Raw genomic sequence first — 16,738 nt, forward strand, 5'->3', positions numbered from 1 at the left:
TCAATCACTGGTGGCGAAGCGTGTGGGTATCGGTGTTCGGAGAAAGAGGGGTTCACACATCCGTGGCTCTGGCGAGCACCGTGCTTTTGGGGCACCTATGAATAGAAACTGCACGCTGTGGACACTTAGGGTAGCGGGTTTTAAAAGCGCTTTCTTTGCTTCGTTTCTTTGTCGCTTTGGACAAAGAAATGACGTGCCGCCACGCACAGTGGCTAATAGTGATAAAGAGAAAATCCGACTCACGCAGACCGCTAACATGGAAAGCACCAACCCGGCACTGGCTCCGACCGCTAACCCCAGAACCTGGCAACCCGGCATCAACCCCGACCACTAACCCCAGAACCCTAACAACCCGCCAGAGCCTATTAACCAGGAACCTACCGCTCGGCATGCCCCGAAGCTGCGATCACCTTATCCACAAATCGCAGTTTTTCCACGACGGGTGGCGCGAGCGCGAACGGATACGCATCCGGCATGCCGAGACTGCGATTCAGGCTGTTTAACGCATAGGTAAGCGGAAACCACTGTTTCATCAGATGATCGAAGGTGGCTTCGCCGGGCGGTGCCTTAGCCTCCAGCGTAGGATCCAGCGAGTTCCCCGGCATGAGCGCGACGCCGCAGGCCATCGCTGTATCGACGGTATCCACGATGTGCAGGTAATGCGCCCAAGTCTCCGCCCAATCCTCCCACGGATGCGTGGTCGCGTACGCACTGACAAACGATTTGCCCCAGTTCGGCGGCGCGCCGTCTTTATAGTGCTTAGCCAGCGCCTCGCGATAATTCGCCCGCTCATCACCGAATAGCTTACGAAAGCCCGCGATCCACGGCGTATTGGCGACCAGCCGATCGAAATAGTAGTGACCAATCTCGTGCCGGAAATGACCCAGCAAAGTCCGGTACGGCTCGCCCATCGCAAGCCGGACGCGTTCGCGTTGCGCGTCATCGGCTTCAGCGATGTTCATGGTGATCAGGCCTCTATCGTGACCAGTCAGCACTTTTTTGCCGCGTTTGTCTTCCAGGAATTTGAACTGCAGCCCGGTCTTCGGGTTGACCTGACGCGACTCCACGCGCAGCCCCAGCGCACCGAGCGTGTAGAGCAGGCGGCGTTTGGCCGCTTCCAGCCTGAACCAGTAGTAACGGCGGTTCGCCACCCGCAGATTGGGAATGGTGTGCGTCAGGCGGCAAGCGTGACACAGTGGGTCGGTGGAGTCGGCCGGAACCATCCAGTTGCAGACTTTTTCGACTTCGTAGTTATGACAACGCTTGTACAGGATGTCTCGATGTTCAGGGTGCCGGCTGCGCCAGAGGCCGTCGCCCATGTCCTCGAAAGCGCTGATTTCAGCGATTTCCGGGATAAAACCAAGCAGCGATTCGCAGCGTTCGCAGCGAAAATTCTCGAAGAACACCAGCTGATTGCAATGATTGCAATGGAAAGTTTTCATAGGCCGGGGGTATCGAAGTACATGGCGCATGTTCCCCTAGTATGGACATGCGCGCTGGAAGTGCTTCGAAGCAACCCGCATGCCGCCGGGAAAATGACTCCAGGGACGGCTTCAGACCTAGCTTACGCGTTCTGTCAGATACGCGGTCACGACCGTTTTATATTCATCGACGAGCAGACGGCGCTCTTTCGGCTTCGCCGCCAGGTAGAGCGGCACCAGGCTTTTGACGATCTGCAGCAGCACTTCCGCGATGCGAAGGGTGTCCGCTGGAACCAGGTCCTCGCGACGATACGCGAACAACTCGGCGAAGCGCTGGCGGAGCCGATGCCGGTCGTCGTCGCTGCGGCCGGACGGAATCGATGCCGCCAGCAAGGGCAAATACGCAGGGTACTCGCTGATGAACCCTGTCATCAAGTCGATCAGTTGCGCAGCCAGATCGGGCGTGGGCGCAATCCGGGCTTGCTCGGACAAAGCGCTCCAGCGCTGATCCATGCGGTCCCCATACTCGGTACGCAGCGCAACGGCGAGCACATTCTTGTTGGGGAAGTATTGATACACCGCGCCAATGGAGGTTCCGGCGCGCGTGGCGATCTCGGTCATGGTGGCGGCATCGAAACCGCGTTCCGCGATGATGGCGCCCGCCGCCGCCAGCATGTCCTGCATCCGCCGTTCGGCGCGTTCTTGCTGGGGGATGCGTCGCATGGGCAAGTAGGGGAATGTGAGGAGACGCTCGGATTATAAGAGAGTGATTCGTGCGTCGGCATAGCTAGTTACAACGCGATCCGGCTAAATCCTTACTAAGGATGACGATCTAACTCATCAGCCAACGAACTCGCCCATCCGCTTTATTGACTCGGAGCGCCAGCACTTGTTTTCACCGGCGCGGCGGCTGCCTTGGCCGGGTCCGGGGCCGAGTTTGGATCCATCTCCCAGCCGCCGCCCAGCGCGAGGAACAGGTTGACCTGATCGAGCGCGACCTGTCCCCTCGCCGCAGCCAACTGCCCATTCGTCGATGTCAGGGTCCGCGTCGCATCCAGATCCGCAATAAACGATTCGCGCCCCGCGACATAAAAACGATGGGTCTGATCGGCGGATTCAGCCGCTGATTTCTGCGCGGCCGTCAATGCATCGGCGCGGGTGTAATCGGCGGCATAGGTGGCGAGGCTGGATTGGGTTTCCCGCAGCGCCTTCAACACGACGCCATCGAATTGGGCTAGCGCGGCATCGGCGCCGTATTGCGCTGCTTGAATCCGCCCGCGCTGACCGTTCGCCGGGAAGGTCCAGCTAATCAGCGGACCGAAGCCCCATCGTGCGGTTGGTTGCGTGCCGAGATCCTCCAGCACCCCTGTCAGCCCCGCCGATGCCCCGAGGGTCACCGTTGGAAACAGCGCACCCGTGGCTACGCCGATCCGCGCTGTCGATCCAGCGAGCTTTCGTTCCGCCTCGCGTACGTCGGGACGCCGGCGCAGCAACGCGGCGCCATCGCCGACGGGCAGCGGCTGCGCAATCACCGGCGTCTTGTTGCAGGCAAACACGCCCTTGGGCAGATCGGCGGGCGAGCGCGCCAGCAGCGTGGCGAGTTGGTACTGCGCGATCCGCCGCCGTGCCGTGTAGGCCGGAATATTCGCCGAGAGCGTTTCCACTTGCGTCTGGCCGCTCGTGACATCGGGCGCATTGCCGCGACCTGCCTGCTGCAAGCGCCGCGATACGGAGACCCGCTGGCGTTGCAAATCGAGCGAGCGCTGCGCGATGCCCAGCTCTTCCGCCGCCGAACAATTCTGCACGTACGCCCGTACTACATCCGCCACCACCGTGATGCGCACGAGATCGGCTGCGGCCTGGGTTGCGTCGCTATCGGCGCGCGCGGCTTCCACGCCCCGGCGAATCGTGCCGAACAGATCGAGCTCATACGAAATGTTGATGCCGATATCGCCTTCGTTCGCGACCGGGATCTTTTCAAAGATCAAGTATTGCTCCGCCGATTCCTGCGCGCGTTTGAACGCAGCCGACGTACCGCCCGAAAAGCCGCCTTGCGCCTGCGCGACACTGAGCGCGGCGCGCGAGCGGCCGAGATTGGCCGCGGCGACGCGCAGATCCGTGTTCGACGCCATGGCTTGCTGGACCAGATCGTCGAGGACGGGGTCGTCGTAAAGACGCCACCAATGCATTGGCACCGGACCGATCGATACCGTCGACTGGCCATCCGCGCCGTCGAGCGGGGCGTTGGCGAAAGGCGCATTGACGACGGCATCTTTCGGTACCGAGTAGTCAGGACCGACCGTAAAACACGCGGCGAGCGCGAGCACGAACGGCGTCAGGACGAGAGCGCGCGGCATCTTCATTGACTTGCACCCGGCGTTGCACCCGGCGCGGAGGCGGTCGCAGCGCCAATACCGCTAACCGGCGAGACACCGCTTGCGGCGCTCACGGAAGCGGCAGCGGAGGCACCTGAAGCAGCAACGACACCGCTTGCGCCACCGGGTGTATTCGAACCCGCCGTATTCGATTTAGCGAGCGGCGTGATATCGCGAACCGACACTGTCGCCGTGCGTCCCGCGATCATGCGAAAGTCCGCCGGCACTTCATCCAGCGCGATCCGCACCGGAATCCGCTGCGCGAGCCGTACCCAGCTGAACGCCGGATTTACGTTCGGCAGCAGATTCGATCCCTGCACCCGGTCGCGATCCTCGATCCCCGCCACGATGCTCTGCACGTGCCCGCGCAGGATTTTTGTCTCGCCCATCACCTTGATATCCACCGATTGCCCGATATCGATCCCGTGCAGCTTGGTCTCTTCGAAATACCCATCGACACGGAACGAGTGCAGGTCCACCACCGACAACACCGAGCGTCCCGCCGTCACATACTCGCCTGTACGCGGCGCGCGATCGTTGAGATAACCGTCGACCGGGCTCACTACCGTCGTGCGCTGCAAATTGAGCCGGGCGGTATCGATAGCAACATCGGCATCCGCCAGCGCCGCTTCAGCGGTTTGCACGCGCGACTGGCTTTCTTCAGTCACTTCACGCGCGACGAGGTCGCCGAGCGTGCGGTTGCGGGCATCTTCGCGGCGGGCCTGATCGAGGGTCGCGCGCCGTTGCTGGGCGGTTGCCTGTGCCTGGCGCAGCGCGAGCTCATAACGCGCCTGATCGATGACAAACAGCACCTGGCCCGCGCTCACCGGCTGGCTGTCGACCACGTTCACGCTCACGATCAGGCCGCCCACGTCGGGCGCGACTTGCACGACGTCGGCGCGCACATGGCCGTCGCGGGTCCAGGGCGCGAACATGTAGTAGTCGACCAGCCGCCACAACACGAATGCGGCGATCGCCACGACGACGAGCGTAAAGAGAATTTGTCCAACGGAGAACCAGGCTTTTTTCACGATAATTTCACGGTAATAGCCGATGCGAAACAATGACAACGATGCCGAGCACGATCACGTAGATCGCGAGATCGAAAATGGAGCGATGCCAGACGAAACGGTACAGGCCGACGCGAGCGAACACCCGCGTAACGACCAGGCAGAGCAGGTACGAAACCAGCATCAGTACCAGCACGGCGGGCAGGAACACGCCGTAGATATCGATTTCACCGATCATCGCGGAGTGCTCTGGAAAAAGGAGTGGAAGGAGCGGCGTGTCATGCAGCAGGCTCCGGTTGGGGCGGCAACGCGGACGCGAGCGTATCCGGGAACAGCGATAAACGCATGCCCACCAGCGCATGTAACGCGTCACGAATCTGGCGTCCGGGGACTGTCTTGTCCGGCTGTGCCGCCTCGGCCGCCGCTTCGGCCTGCACCGCACCGCCGCGCCTTGTGATGCGATCCAGTGCTGCGTCGATAGCCGTCTCCAGGCTCGCCGGCACCGGCTGACGCGCGCCGCGGTCCACGCACTGCTGGAAATACGCGCGCACACCTTCCAGCACACCATCGACCGACGCGAGATCGGTGTCGTGCAGACGGCGCCGCAGACGCCGCAGATCGAGCGAGTTGAAAGCAATGCGCAGATCGCGAAAACTTTCGATGGACGGATGGCGCTGGTCGTCGCTGGCGGCGAGACGCGGGATGATTTGCATGAGACGGTCGATCATGCGCGCGGTGAGATTTTTCTGGTCATCGACGGGCCGGGTCGACGCGCTCAGCGCTACGTCGCGCCAGCCCGACCGGATCAGCCGGGCCGCGGCCAGTTCAGCGCCGAAAGGCCGGGTCACGCGGGTCCAGACGAACGCGAATAACAAACCCGCCGGGCCAGCCAGATTGCTGTTCATGAAGGTCAGGAAGTTCGCATCGTAGGTGCCCTGGATGCTGATGAACGTGGCGGTATTCACGGCCGTGAGCATGGTCGCGAGGTTGAATTGCGGCCGCGGAATCAGCGTGCCGATCAGGATGAAGGGGACCGCGAACATGATCACGAGCATGGGGAAGTCGTGCACCGTCGGCAGGATGACGAATAGATACAGCCCCGCGAGCACCACGGCAAGACAGGTATAGATAAAAAACGAGAACACCTGGGGCGCGGGTTCATCGAGGGCGGCGAAGAAACAGCACGCCACCGCGGCCAGCGTGACCGCGCCCGCGCCGTCGTTCCAGCCGGATGCAATCCAGAGGCTCGACGCGATGAAAATGGCCAGCACGACCGAGCCCGCCGAAAACAACAGCATGCCGCGATCGAAGTACTGCTGCGTGCCGCCAAGCCGCCAGTGCCGGTAACGGGGCCGCCAGCTGCCTTGTTCGTTCGTGATGATCACGCGCAGCGCGCGGCAATCCTGCCAGACGTCGACCAGTTGTTTCAAGCGCCACAGGGTGTTCGACAACAGCGCGCCGTCCCAGGTCCGCAGAGCGTCCGCGTCTGGTTGCAGGCCAGCGATCCGGCCGCGCAGCGCGTCGGCCTTGGGGTCGTTATTGGCATTGATGGACGACGCTGTATCGGTACGCGCGGACAGCGGTTCGTCGAACCATGTGACGATATCGGCGAGTAGCGGCTCGAGACCCGGTGGCGGCGGTTTCTGGCCGTTGAACAACGCGGCCAGCGGGTCGCTGATCGCTGACATGATCGGCATCAGCAATTGCATCCGCCCGCGCAACGCCTGCGCCCGCGCGAGCACGTCGGGCCGGGTGTGGTCGTAGGCAAGCTGGCTCAGCAGGAACTCAAGCGCGTTGACGGTGACCGCGAGCCGTTGCCGGCACGCCGAGATGGTCTTGCCGCCCACGCGCCCGGAGAGCGTCTCTTTCGCGTAGAACGCGGCGTCTCGGAACCAGGCGTCGGTCCGTTCGATCAGCGTAGGCGCGAGACGGCTCGGCAAGATGGCGCTGCCGACCACGCTGGCGCACACGATCCCGAGCACGATCTCCTCGGTCCGCGATACCGCAAGATCAAAGATCCCCGCCGGGTTCATCACGGAGGGCAGTGCGATCAACGGCATGGTGTACGCAGCCAGCATGAACACATAGCTGCGCGCGGTGCGGTCCGAGATGGCGAGAAGCAGCAGCGTGCCCGTCCATAACGCGACCACCGCGCTAAAAAGGTAGGGCGACTCCACGAAGGGCGGCACGAACAGCACGGCAGCCGATGCGCCGATCATGGTGCCGAGCGCGCGATACAGCGCCTTGGAACGCGTCGCGCCGACGAACGGATTCGACACGATATAAACCGTCGCCATGGCCCAGTAAGGGCGCGGCAGCTCCAGCTTGAGGCCGATATACAGCGCCAGCATGGATGCCGCGAAGGTCTTGACCGAAAATATCCAGTCCCGCGAAGTGGGGTACATCATGGTGCGCTAGACGCCTTCTTCCGTATCGGTGCCGGCCGTGCCTTGGGGCGACACGTGTGTTGGAGCTTGCGACGGATCTTGCTGAGTTTGACTGGACGCGCCAAGTTTAAACGCAGCGAATACCCGCAGGGTCGCTTCCAGGTCTTCCCGGCTTACATCGTTCAGCACGCCGGCGCGCAGTCCGACCAGTTCTTTCTCGATCTTGGCGGTGACCGACCGGCCTTCGTCGGTGAGGGAGATGATTTTCGCGCGCCGATCGTCGGGATCTTCGTCGCGTCGCACCAGGTTGGCCGCGCACAACTGATCGAGCAGACGCACCAGCGACGGCCCTTCGATTCCCGTCAACTCGGCGAGTGCAACTTGCCGGATAGGCGCATCAAGCCGCGCCGCGATCAGCAGCGGCGTCGCGCAGGCTTCCGAGACGTTATAGGCCGCGATTACGTCGTGGCTCGTGCGCCGCCACTGGCGGGAGGCGATCACGAGCGCGCTGCTGACGGATTGACGGAGGACATCGATTGTTGGCATGGCGCGCATTGTATTTCGACGACAATTCGTTAGCAAGCTATTGAATTAATTTTTTGGGGCGGGATGAGCCTGGAGCGCGGTGGGGTGGGTAAAAGAGCGGCTTAGTGCCTGTCATGCCTGTAGCCGCGCTTGAGCAGGAGTTGGCTAAGCACCGTGAACGCCATCGTGGGGAGTTCGTCAAGTTTGCGCACAACAATGTTATGCGCATAAAACTTTTCTACGGCGTCGTCGAGAAGTCCGATGCCAATCAGTTCTATCCCCGCGTTTGTGATCTCGTCGATGCGCGCCCGCAGGTCGGTCCGCAATATCACGGGGTGACCGTCGCCCGTGGCGGGGTAGCCGTCGGATAGCACCATCAGGATGCGCCTGCCGGCGCGTTGTGCAGCCAGACGTTCGGCTGCCCACGCCAGCGCCTCGCCGTCCGGATTCTCGTGACCGCAATCAATTGCGCTCAAACCTGCCGGATTGTTCGAACCGAAGCGCTTGTAAATCTGTAGATCGAGCCGTTCGACGCGCCGGTTGAAACGGTTCACATCCACACCTTCAGCCAGCTTCTGCTCATAAAGTGCCCGCATTTCCGGCGATTCGACCGAGCTGTAGCCAAGCGCTTCGCACTTGAACGAAAGCTGCATCAACGCGTCGCAGAGCGCAGCGGCGCAGAGTCGGGCGAGCGCAATCTTTTCGCCGGCCATGGAGCCGCTGCGGTCAATCAGCAATGTGACGGCGGCGTCCCGGCCTTCGGTCGTTCGTTTGACGCGAAACGGCGTCCGGTATCCCGGCGATACAACCAGCTTCGCCAGCGCCGGCCGGTCAATTTCCCCGCGTTCCTGTTCGCGTTTCCAGTGCGTCTGTTCATCGGCTTTCAGCGCACGTTCAAGGCGCGCGGTCAGCGGTGCGGTTTCCGCGCGTGAGAGCGCGCGCAGGTTGCGCCACGCGGCGGCGTCGCCCAGGCCGGTGAGGTCGGTGATGACATCGAATTCGGTCGTGAGCGGAATGGAACGGCGAGGGCGACCATCGATCATGTCGATATCGAAGGTCATCGGCGCGGCCGGCGAGCGTGCTTCCGACGCCTCCGCGCTGGCGTCCGAGGGTGCTTGGGCCATGCTGGCGGCATCGGAGGAGGCTGCGTCGGACATTTCCTGCGACGCCGCATCCAATGCATCCGGATCGCCCGATACCTGCTCGGCGTCCAGCGCTTCGTCGGCGTCGGCGGTAAACATCATGGTGTTCACATCGCCGGCTGCCAGCGACCTGATCCGTGCCACGAGCGCTCGCGCGCCCACCACGCTTTCAAGAGTCGAGCGGCTGGCACGGGAGGTCTGAAGCAGCTCGCTCACGGCGCCGAGCGTGGCGATGAGGGCCGGAGTTCGTTCGGTTAGGTCGAGCGCTTCGTCCCAGAGCGCGCGTTCGATAAACCAGATCAGCTTGTCGCGCCAGGCCAGGGTCGGCCAGCGTTCATGTGTGTTCCGCGCCGTTTGTTCTCGCAGTTTCCCGACAAATCTGCGCGCACCCGGATAGTCACTGAATAGCCGCTCACAGACGCGCCGGTCTTCGATCGATTGTGCAATGCGCTGAGTGACGCCCGAATTGAGCGCGCTGATTTCACTGAGGGTGGAATACTTCGAACGGGCCACCAGCAAGTCGAGCTGGCCGGTGAGCGCGTCCAGATCGACTGCACCGGAAAGCTCCGGCAACACGATTCGATCACGTTCCACGCGCGGCCCGGATGTGTCGAACGATACCGTCACGCCGTATCGGCCCGTCAGCACGCGCGCCATCTTGCCGAGCATGGTTTGCGTCGTGTCGGAATGGGTCAGGTCGGAGGCGGCCACATTGGTTACCGGCAAGACGCGGTGGCGTCGCGCTTCAGGCTGTTTTCCACGTCGGCCGACTTGAAAATAGTGCTGATGGTCGGGGAGCATCGCGCAAAGCGGGCTTGATTGAGCATAAGTTCGTCGTTCATTCGTCGAACGCAATGTGATGCCGGATGATGCTGCGAATCAGCGCGGCGTCCTCGGCGCTTACTTTCGCGTAGATCGCCGGGCCGGCGGCGCGCTCCGGGTCGCCGGAGCGCAGCATCAGGTCGGCCCAGTCGAGCAGACGCCGCGTCGAGAACGCGCTTGCCAGATCTTCGCGGGCGAACGCTGCGCGGCAATCGGCGGCAATGGCCGCGAGCGTTTGCGCCATCGGCCGCGTGAAGCGCCCGCCAAGCGTGCGCATCAACACTTCCGCCTCCTCCTCGGGCGACAGGTAATTCATCAGATACACGCGCCAGCGATCAAGAAACGCCTCGTTCATCAGGTTGGCGCCCTGATACAGATGCCGATAAACGCTCATGGCTCCGACCGCGTTTGCGGTTGCGAACAGCCGGAAGGACGGATGCGGAGCCACCAGCTCGTTGCCTTTCTCCTTCAGCAACAAGCGGCCATGAGGTTCGAGCACGGCGGTGAGAACGGCGAGAATCGAGGGTTCGGCGAAGTCGATTTCATCGACGACAAGCCACAGGCCTTCGCGCATGGCTGTCGGCAGCACACCGTCCACCCAGAGCGTTTCACCACCTTTCACCGTCCAGAAACCCACGAAATCGCCGATGGTCGTCTGGCCGTTCATATTCGCCCGCAGCACGCCGTGTTGCGAACGCGCCGCGACCTGCTCGATCAGGCTCGTTTTTCCCGCGCCGGTATGGCCGATCAGCAGCACGCGCCGGTTCTCCACGATGTCCTGGAGGATGTCGCCGAAACGCTCGGGAAAGAGGTAGGCGGGGTTCAGGCGCGGCACGAGCGGACCAGGCTGGCCGACAGGCATGTCCACCGGGCCGATCGTCGTTGTTGCTTCGCTTGAATCCGGATTCGCAGCTTGAGGCGTTTGGCGAACGGCGTGCCGGAGTTCTTTCAGGAAGCCGGTTCGTCCTTGCGCGGGCAGCGGTGCGAGCGCCGGATCGTTGGGTCGAAAAAACCCCTCCCGATGCCACTTTTGCAACTTCGACTTGAGGTTTTCCAGGTCAACGACCGTATCGATATTGGCCGGCCCGTCGTCGTATCCATGTTCGATCCGATACATCTGCGGCCGATCGGAGAGCGTCACTTGCCACCACTCGGCGGCCTGTCCCGTCGAGCGCTCATAGCGGCCAATGTGAGGATCGTCTTGCAACTTTGGTTCGGGCGCGTTCATTGGCTTGCAGGCATGGGCAGGTGAATGGGTAAGGCGGAATGTTTGAAACTTTACACGGTCGAGGGTGGGAGTCTGCGTGATGGAGCGGTTTCGGGATGCACACCAAGGGAATTTTTAGGGCTGGAACAGTGGATGATTCTCGGCGCTAATTTAACCGATAAAGTGATTTAAATAGTTTGTGTAAGTTGTTGATAGTTAATGGATTTTGCGAAAAATTTTTCGGGTATTTCTAAAAATTAGAAATTAGTTTATAAAAGCTCTATAAGCCTATGTTTTGGAAAGAAAAATTTGTTTTATAGGGGTGGCTTCCTGAAGTGCTTTATCAAACATTTCTCATGCTCCTGCTTAACTGAAGAAAATCCATCTAACCAATTGATTTTATTAGTAAAATAATATTTATTTAAGTTTTAGATCAACTATCTATCATATCTATATGATTTTTAACGATTAAATCAGAAAATTAAGCACTGAACCCCGTCTCCGATCTCGAAACCCAATGAACTCCCACACGTACAACCTTGATCTTCCAACGCACGCTGCGCCACCTTGCCTCCCCATGATGGCAAAATACCCGCTCCACCCATCAGGAGCAGCAATGAGCACCCCGATCCAGCATGATTTCCGTTCCGACACCGTCACGCGACCCAGCCCGGCCATGCGCGCGGCGATGGCATCGGCGGAAGTTGGCGACGATGTCTTCCGCGACGATCCCACCGTCACGCAACTGGAAGCCGCGATGGCAGAGCGTTTTGGCAAGGAAGCGGCGGTGTTCCTGACCTCGGGTACGCAGTCGAATCTGGTTGCGCTGATGGCGCATTGCGAGCGTGGCGACGAGTACATCGTCGGGCAGCAGGCGCATTGCTATCGCTGGGAAGCGGGCGGCGCGGCGGTGCTGGGAAGCATCCAGCCGCAACCGTTGAACAATCAGGCGGACGGCTCGTTGCTGCTGGCGGAGATCGAAGACTCGATCAAGCCCGACGATTCGCATTACGCGCGCACACGACTGCTGGCGCTGGAGAACACGATCGGCGGGAAAGTTTTGTCGCGGGAGTACATGGAAGCGGCGACGGCGCTGGCTCGTCGGCACGGTCTTGCTACGCATCTCGACGGTGCCCGGATCTTCAATGCGGCCACGGTGTTGAATACGCCCGTTGCCACGCTGACGCGCTCCTTCGATACGGTGTCCGTGTGTTTATCGAAGGGATTGGGTGCGCCGGTCGGCTCGGTGCTGGTCGGCAGCGAGCAGTTAATCGCGAAGGCGCGGCGCACGCGCAAGATGGTGGGCGGCGGTTTGCGGCAGGTCGGCATTCTCGCGGCGGCCGGGCTTTACGCGCTGGAGCATAACGTGGCGCGCCTCGCCGACGACCACGCCAACGCGACAACGCTGGCTAAAGGCTTGGCGGCATACGAGCAACTGAAGGTCACGATGCCGGACACGAACATTGTGTTCGTAGAAGTGGACGGCACGATTGCCGCTGACTTCAAAGAACATTTGGCGGCGCGCGGGATTGGCATTACGTCGGCCTACAGCGCGACGAAACAGCGCTGGGTCACGCATCTGGACGTGGACAGCGCGGCGGTGGAAAACGCGCTGGCCGCGGTCCGGGCGTTTTTCTCGGAACGCTAATTGCCACGCGCGCGTTCAATCTTCCTTGATGAAGTCGATGAACGCGCGCAGCGGCGCGGGCATGTGCGTGCGGCTCTGGTAGTACAGAAACGGCCCTGAAAAACTCTCCCACCACTCGTGCAGCACGGGCACGAGTGCGCCGCTTTGTATCGCCGGCCGCAAGAATTCCTCGAACGTATAGATCATTCCGAGGCCCGCTGTCGCGGCGCCGACTTCAAGCTCCATCACCGACGCCACCAGCGGCCCATTCGGCGTGAATCGAACCTCTTCGCCAGCACGCTCGAAGCGCCACGCCGCCAGCACGCCGCTTGCAAACCGATGCCCGATGCACGCGTGCTCCAGTAAATCGCGCGGGTGTTCAGGCCATCCGTGCGCGGCAAAATACGCCGGCGCGCCCGCGGCCACGAAATGCTGCGTGCGCGGGCCGATCGGCACGGCGATCATGTCGCGCTCCAGGCGTTCGTCGTAGCGGATGCCGGCATCGAAACCTGCTGCCAGCACGTCGATAAACGTATCGTTCGATACCACCTCCAGCGTGATCCCCGGATGCGCGGCGAGAAAGCGCGCGACGATGGGCGGCAGCACGTGCATGGCTACGATAGTCGGCACGTTCAGGCGCAAGGTGCCGGTCGGGCTGTCGCGGAAACTGTTGATCGCGTCGAGCGCGCCGGCAATCTCGCCGAGCGCCGGCGCGAGCCGTTCCAGCAGACGCTGGCCGGCTTCCGTCACCGTGACGCTGCGGGTGGTGCGGTTCAGCAAACGCACGCCGAGCCGCGCTTCAAGCCGGCGAATCGCTTCGCTCAGCGCGGAAGCCGATACCCCGCGCAAACGCGCCGCGGCCCTGAAACTGCGTACCTTGGTGATGGCCACGAAGGCGCTGAGATCGGAGAGATCGGGATCGTTCATTGTGCGTTTTTTCGTACAGCCCGTGCTGTGAAGGCCGGATTGTCGCACGACAGAACGCCTCGCATACTCTCGTCAACGCTCGCAATCACGCGATGCCAGACCCCAGGAGACTTGACATGAACCATCTGCAACTCGGCGCGACCGGACCGCGTGTATCGGCATTGGGACTCGGCTGCATGGGCATGTCCGGCATGTACGGACCGGCCGACCGGAGCGAAAGCATCGCCACGATTCACGCGGCGCTCGATGCCGGCATCAACCTGCTCGATACCGGCGATTTCTACGGCAGCGGCCACAACGAAGCGTTGATCGGCGAAGCGCTCAAGGGCACGAAACGCGACGCCGCCATCATCAGCGTGAAATTCGGCGCGCTGCGCGATCCGAGCGGCGGCTGGGTCGGTTATGACGCGAGACCGGCCGCTGTGAAGAACTTCCTGACGTATTCAATGCAGCGTCTCGGGGTGGATTACATCGATATCTATCGGCCGGCGCGACTCGATCCCAATGTGCCGATTGAAGACACCGTGGGCGCGATTGCCGAGATGGTGAAAGCAGGTTATGTGCGTCACATCGGGCTGTCCGAGGTCGGTGCCGAGACTATCCGGCGCGCGGCGGCGGTACACCCAATCGCTGATCTGCAGATCGAGTATTCGCTGATTTCGCGGGGTATAGAAGGCGATATTCTCTCGACGTGCCGCGAACTCGGGATTGGCGTGACGGCTTACGGCGTGTTGTCGCGAGGGCTGATCAGCGGCCATTGGCAGGCGGCGCAAAATTTGGCCGGCAACGATTTCCGCGCGCACAGCCCGCGTTTTCAGGGCGAAAACGCGGAACGCAACCTGCAACTGGTCGAAGCGTTGCGGCGGATTGCGGAAGCCAAGGGCGTATCGGTGGCGCAGATCGCGATTGCATGGGTCGCGGCGCAGGGCGCGGATATCGTGCCGCTGGTTGGCGCACGGCGGCGGGACCGGTTGACGGAAGCGCTGGGGGCGCTGGATGTCGTGCTGACGCCGGATGATCTCAGTGCAATCGAATACGCCGTGCCGAAGGGCGCCGCAGCCGGTGACCGTTACGCTGCCGCGCAAATGGCCCATCTCGACAGCGAAGTCCGTCACGGATAACTGTTCGGGTCAGACTCAGGGCGGGTCAGACTCAAAGGCGTTGGCGCGATCCGATTGCAAGTTGGCGCGATCGGATTAGTGTTGCGGAGAGCGCGCTCCTAGAATCCGGTGGACGCAGTACTCATCGTTCACTGTTAAAGGAATCACGCTCATGTCTTCAGTCTGGTTTATTACGGGCAGTTCTCGCGGCATCGGCCATGAATTGGCGAAGGCCGTCCTGGCCGCGGGTCATCGTCTGGTCGCGACCGCGCGCCGTCCCGACGATCTCGCCGCGCTCGTGAAGCAGTATGGCGAGCGCGTGCGCGCCGTCGCGCTCGATGTGACTGACCCCGCCTCGGCACGGGCCGCCGTGCAACAGGCCGTGGCGTCTTTCGGCCGTCTGGATGTCGTTGTGAACAACGCGGGTTACGGCAACATCGCGTCGATCGAGGAAGGCGACGACGCCGATTTCCGCGCGCAGATGGAAACCAATTTCTACGGCGTCGTCAACGTGACGCGCGCCGCGTTGCCGGTCCTGCGCACGCAGCGCAGCGGCCATATCATCCAGATTTCATCGATAGGCGGACGCGTCGGTTCGCCTGGCCTTGCCGCGTATCAATCGGCGAAATGGGCCGTGGAGGGATTCTCCGAGGTGTTGTCGAAGGAAGTTGCGCCGCTTGGGATCAAGGTGACGATCGTGGAGCCGGGCGGCTTTCGCACGGATTGGGCCGGTTCGTCGATGACCATCCACGCGCCCGGCCCTGATTACGCCGCGAGCATTGCGCCCTTGCTCGAATACCGCGCGTCGCATAAGCCAGTCGGCGATCCGGTGAAAGCGGCGCAAGCAATCCTCGGCATAGCGGGACTGGACGAACCGCCGCTGCGTTTGCTGCTCGGCAGCGACGCGGTGCATATCGCAGGACAGGTGCATGAAGCGCGCGGCGCGATGGACGCCAAGTGGCGTCACGTGAGTTTGTCGACCGACGCCAGCGATGCCACCGAATGGCGCGGATTGATCGATAAACTCGAGATCGTGAAGCAGCCGGTAAAGGACTGAAAAGGGACTGAAAAGCTGATGAAAACCGATGGCGTTCCGATCAGCCACGCACTGCTCGTACGGCTAGAGACGCTGGGCGTGGATGTGCCGCGGACGTTCCGCGCGGCGGGCCTGCCCGTGCCGGCGACGACGAACGCCGAGGCGGGCCGGTTGCGGCTGACGACGCAGAAATATTTCGCGCTGTGGGAGGCTATCGCGCAGGTGAGCGGGGACCCGGCCATCGGCTTGCGGATTGGTGCTGAAACCTCGCACGGGCAACTCGACGCAATGTCGCTCGCGGCGCTGCATTCCGCCAATTTCGGCGAGGCGCTGGCGAAGCTCGGGCGTTACAAGCGGCTGAGTTGTCCGGAGGAGGTGGTGGTCAGCGTGCAGCGTGACGAGGCGGCTGTGACGTTCCGCTGGTTGCTCGCCGATGGTTTTATCCCCGACCTGCTGGCGGACGCCATGTTCGCTTCCGCGCTTGCGATGGCGCGGCGCGGATCGGGTGTGCCGATCAAACCGCGTCGCGTGGAGCTGACACGGCGGACGGCCAACCGGGCGATGTTCGCGCGCGATTATGGTTGCGAGATCGTGTTCGATGCCCCAAACGATGTGCTCGTATTCGATGCGGTAAGTCTCGCGTTGCCTTTCGTGACGCATAACGTTGATTTGCTTGCCGCTGTGCTGCCGCAACTCGATGCCGGACTGGCCGCGCTGGCCCGCGAGCAAACTTTCACCGATCACGTCGATGCCGTGCTCGCGCGGAACATGCGCGGCCAGCGGCCGAGTGTTGAAGCGCTGGCGCGGGAGCTGGGGATCAGTACACGCACGCTGCAACGCAAGCTTGCGCTCGATGGGACAAGTTATCAGCAGCAGTTGGACCGCGTGCGCAACCGGATAGCGCGCCGCTTGCTGGGGAGTACGGATCTCGCGGCCGGTGAGATTGCGTGGTTTTTGGGCTTTGAAGAGGTTAACTCGTTTTCACGGGCGTTTAACCAGTGGGAGGGAATGACGCCTCAGCGGTGGAGAGGGCACGAGGGTGAGGGCCGCGGTCGGTTGTTTCCGGCACCCGTGGTTTGATTCGGGATACTGATTAATAGTCCGCAGCGCTGAAATTAGGAATGAAGCTTCGTCAAGCCATCGGCCAGAATTAGCTGCT

At 61.9% G+C, this 16,738-nt stretch carries 14 protein-coding genes; 4 read left to right on the forward strand and 10 right to left on the reverse strand.

The window, feature by feature from the left end; all coding sequences use genetic code 11:
• Positions 1–377: 377 nt before the first annotated feature.
• From ACSQ8V_RS23235 to ACSQ8V_RS23275, 9 genes are all read right to left on the reverse strand, one after another.
• Positions 378–1,442: a zinc-binding metallopeptidase family protein gene (locus tag ACSQ8V_RS23235; protein WP_436207291.1), complete on the reverse strand. Its 1,065-nt coding sequence runs from the start codon at positions 1,440–1,442 to the stop codon at positions 378–380.
• A gap of 117 nt (positions 1,443–1,559) precedes the next feature.
• On the reverse strand, positions 1,560–2,144 hold the full coding sequence (locus ACSQ8V_RS23240) for a TetR/AcrR family transcriptional regulator (protein ID WP_436207292.1): 585 nt from the start codon (positions 2,142–2,144) through the stop codon (positions 1,560–1,562).
• Positions 2,145–2,287: 143 nt separating this feature from the next.
• Positions 2,288–3,784 carry an efflux transporter outer membrane subunit gene (locus ACSQ8V_RS23245; RefSeq protein WP_436207293.1) on the reverse strand — a complete coding sequence of 499 codons (1,497 nt, stop codon included), beginning with the start codon at positions 3,782–3,784 and terminating at the stop codon, positions 2,288–2,290.
• Positions 3,781–4,827, reverse strand: coding sequence for an efflux RND transporter periplasmic adaptor subunit (locus ACSQ8V_RS23250; RefSeq protein ID WP_436183863.1), 1,047 nt, complete (start codon positions 4,825–4,827; stop codon positions 3,781–3,783). The genes ACSQ8V_RS23245 and ACSQ8V_RS23250 overlap by 4 nt, the downstream gene beginning before the upstream one ends.
• Before the next feature lie 7 nt (positions 4,828–4,834).
• A complete protein-coding gene (locus tag ACSQ8V_RS23255; protein WP_165104258.1) occupies positions 4,835–5,044 on the reverse strand; it encodes a DUF1656 domain-containing protein in 210 nt (69 codons plus the stop codon).
• A gap of 40 nt (positions 5,045–5,084) precedes the next feature.
• The gene (locus ACSQ8V_RS23260) at positions 5,085–7,214 is read right to left on the reverse strand and encodes an FUSC family protein (protein WP_436207294.1); all 2,130 of its coding nucleotides are present in this window, start codon (positions 7,212–7,214) and stop codon (positions 5,085–5,087) included.
• A gap of 6 nt (positions 7,215–7,220) precedes the next feature.
• Positions 7,221–7,739 carry a MarR family winged helix-turn-helix transcriptional regulator gene (locus ACSQ8V_RS23265; RefSeq protein ID WP_213766312.1) on the reverse strand — a complete coding sequence of 173 codons (519 nt, stop codon included), beginning with the start codon at positions 7,737–7,739 and terminating at the stop codon, positions 7,221–7,223.
• Positions 7,740–7,840: 101 nt separating this feature from the next.
• On the reverse strand, positions 7,841–8,554 hold the full coding sequence (locus ACSQ8V_RS23270) for a cobaltochelatase CobT-related protein (RefSeq protein WP_436207994.1): 714 nt from the start codon (positions 8,552–8,554) through the stop codon (positions 7,841–7,843).
• Between the two features lie 1,144 nt (positions 8,555–9,698).
• A complete protein-coding gene (locus ACSQ8V_RS23275; protein WP_436207295.1) occupies positions 9,699–10,910 on the reverse strand; it encodes an AAA family ATPase in 1,212 nt (403 codons plus the stop codon).
• Positions 10,911–11,505: 595 nt separating this feature from the next.
• On the opposite strand from ACSQ8V_RS23275, the gene ltaE reads away from it, so the two are divergent.
• Complete coding sequence (ltaE, locus tag ACSQ8V_RS23280; RefSeq protein ID WP_436207296.1) at positions 11,506–12,537, forward strand: low-specificity L-threonine aldolase; 1,032 nt, start codon at positions 11,506–11,508, stop codon at positions 12,535–12,537.
• A gap of 15 nt (positions 12,538–12,552) precedes the next feature.
• Here ltaE and ACSQ8V_RS23285 read toward each other — a convergent pair whose 3' ends face one another.
• A complete protein-coding gene (locus ACSQ8V_RS23285) occupies positions 12,553–13,443 on the reverse strand; it encodes a LysR substrate-binding domain-containing protein (protein WP_436207297.1) in 891 nt (296 codons plus the stop codon).
• 116 nt (positions 13,444–13,559) lie between these two features.
• Between ACSQ8V_RS23285 and ACSQ8V_RS23290 the strand changes: the two genes are divergently transcribed.
• From ACSQ8V_RS23290 to ACSQ8V_RS23300, 3 genes are all read left to right on the forward strand, one after another.
• Positions 13,560–14,564: an aldo/keto reductase gene (locus tag ACSQ8V_RS23290; protein ID WP_436207298.1), complete on the forward strand. Its 1,005-nt coding sequence runs from the start codon at positions 13,560–13,562 to the stop codon at positions 14,562–14,564.
• A gap of 151 nt (positions 14,565–14,715) precedes the next feature.
• Positions 14,716–15,600, forward strand: a complete 885-nt coding sequence (locus ACSQ8V_RS23295; RefSeq protein WP_436207299.1) for an oxidoreductase — start codon at positions 14,716–14,718, stop codon at positions 15,598–15,600.
• A gap of 18 nt (positions 15,601–15,618) precedes the next feature.
• Entirely contained in the window at positions 15,619–16,659 is a 1,041-nt protein-coding gene (locus ACSQ8V_RS23300) for an AraC family transcriptional regulator (protein WP_436207300.1), read from the forward strand.
• Positions 16,660–16,738 lie beyond the last annotated feature (79 nt).

Origin of the sequence: Caballeronia sp. LjRoot31 (genome assembly GCF_964253885.1) — a bacterium.
Lineage (GTDB): Bacteria > Pseudomonadota > Gammaproteobacteria > Burkholderiales > Burkholderiaceae > Caballeronia.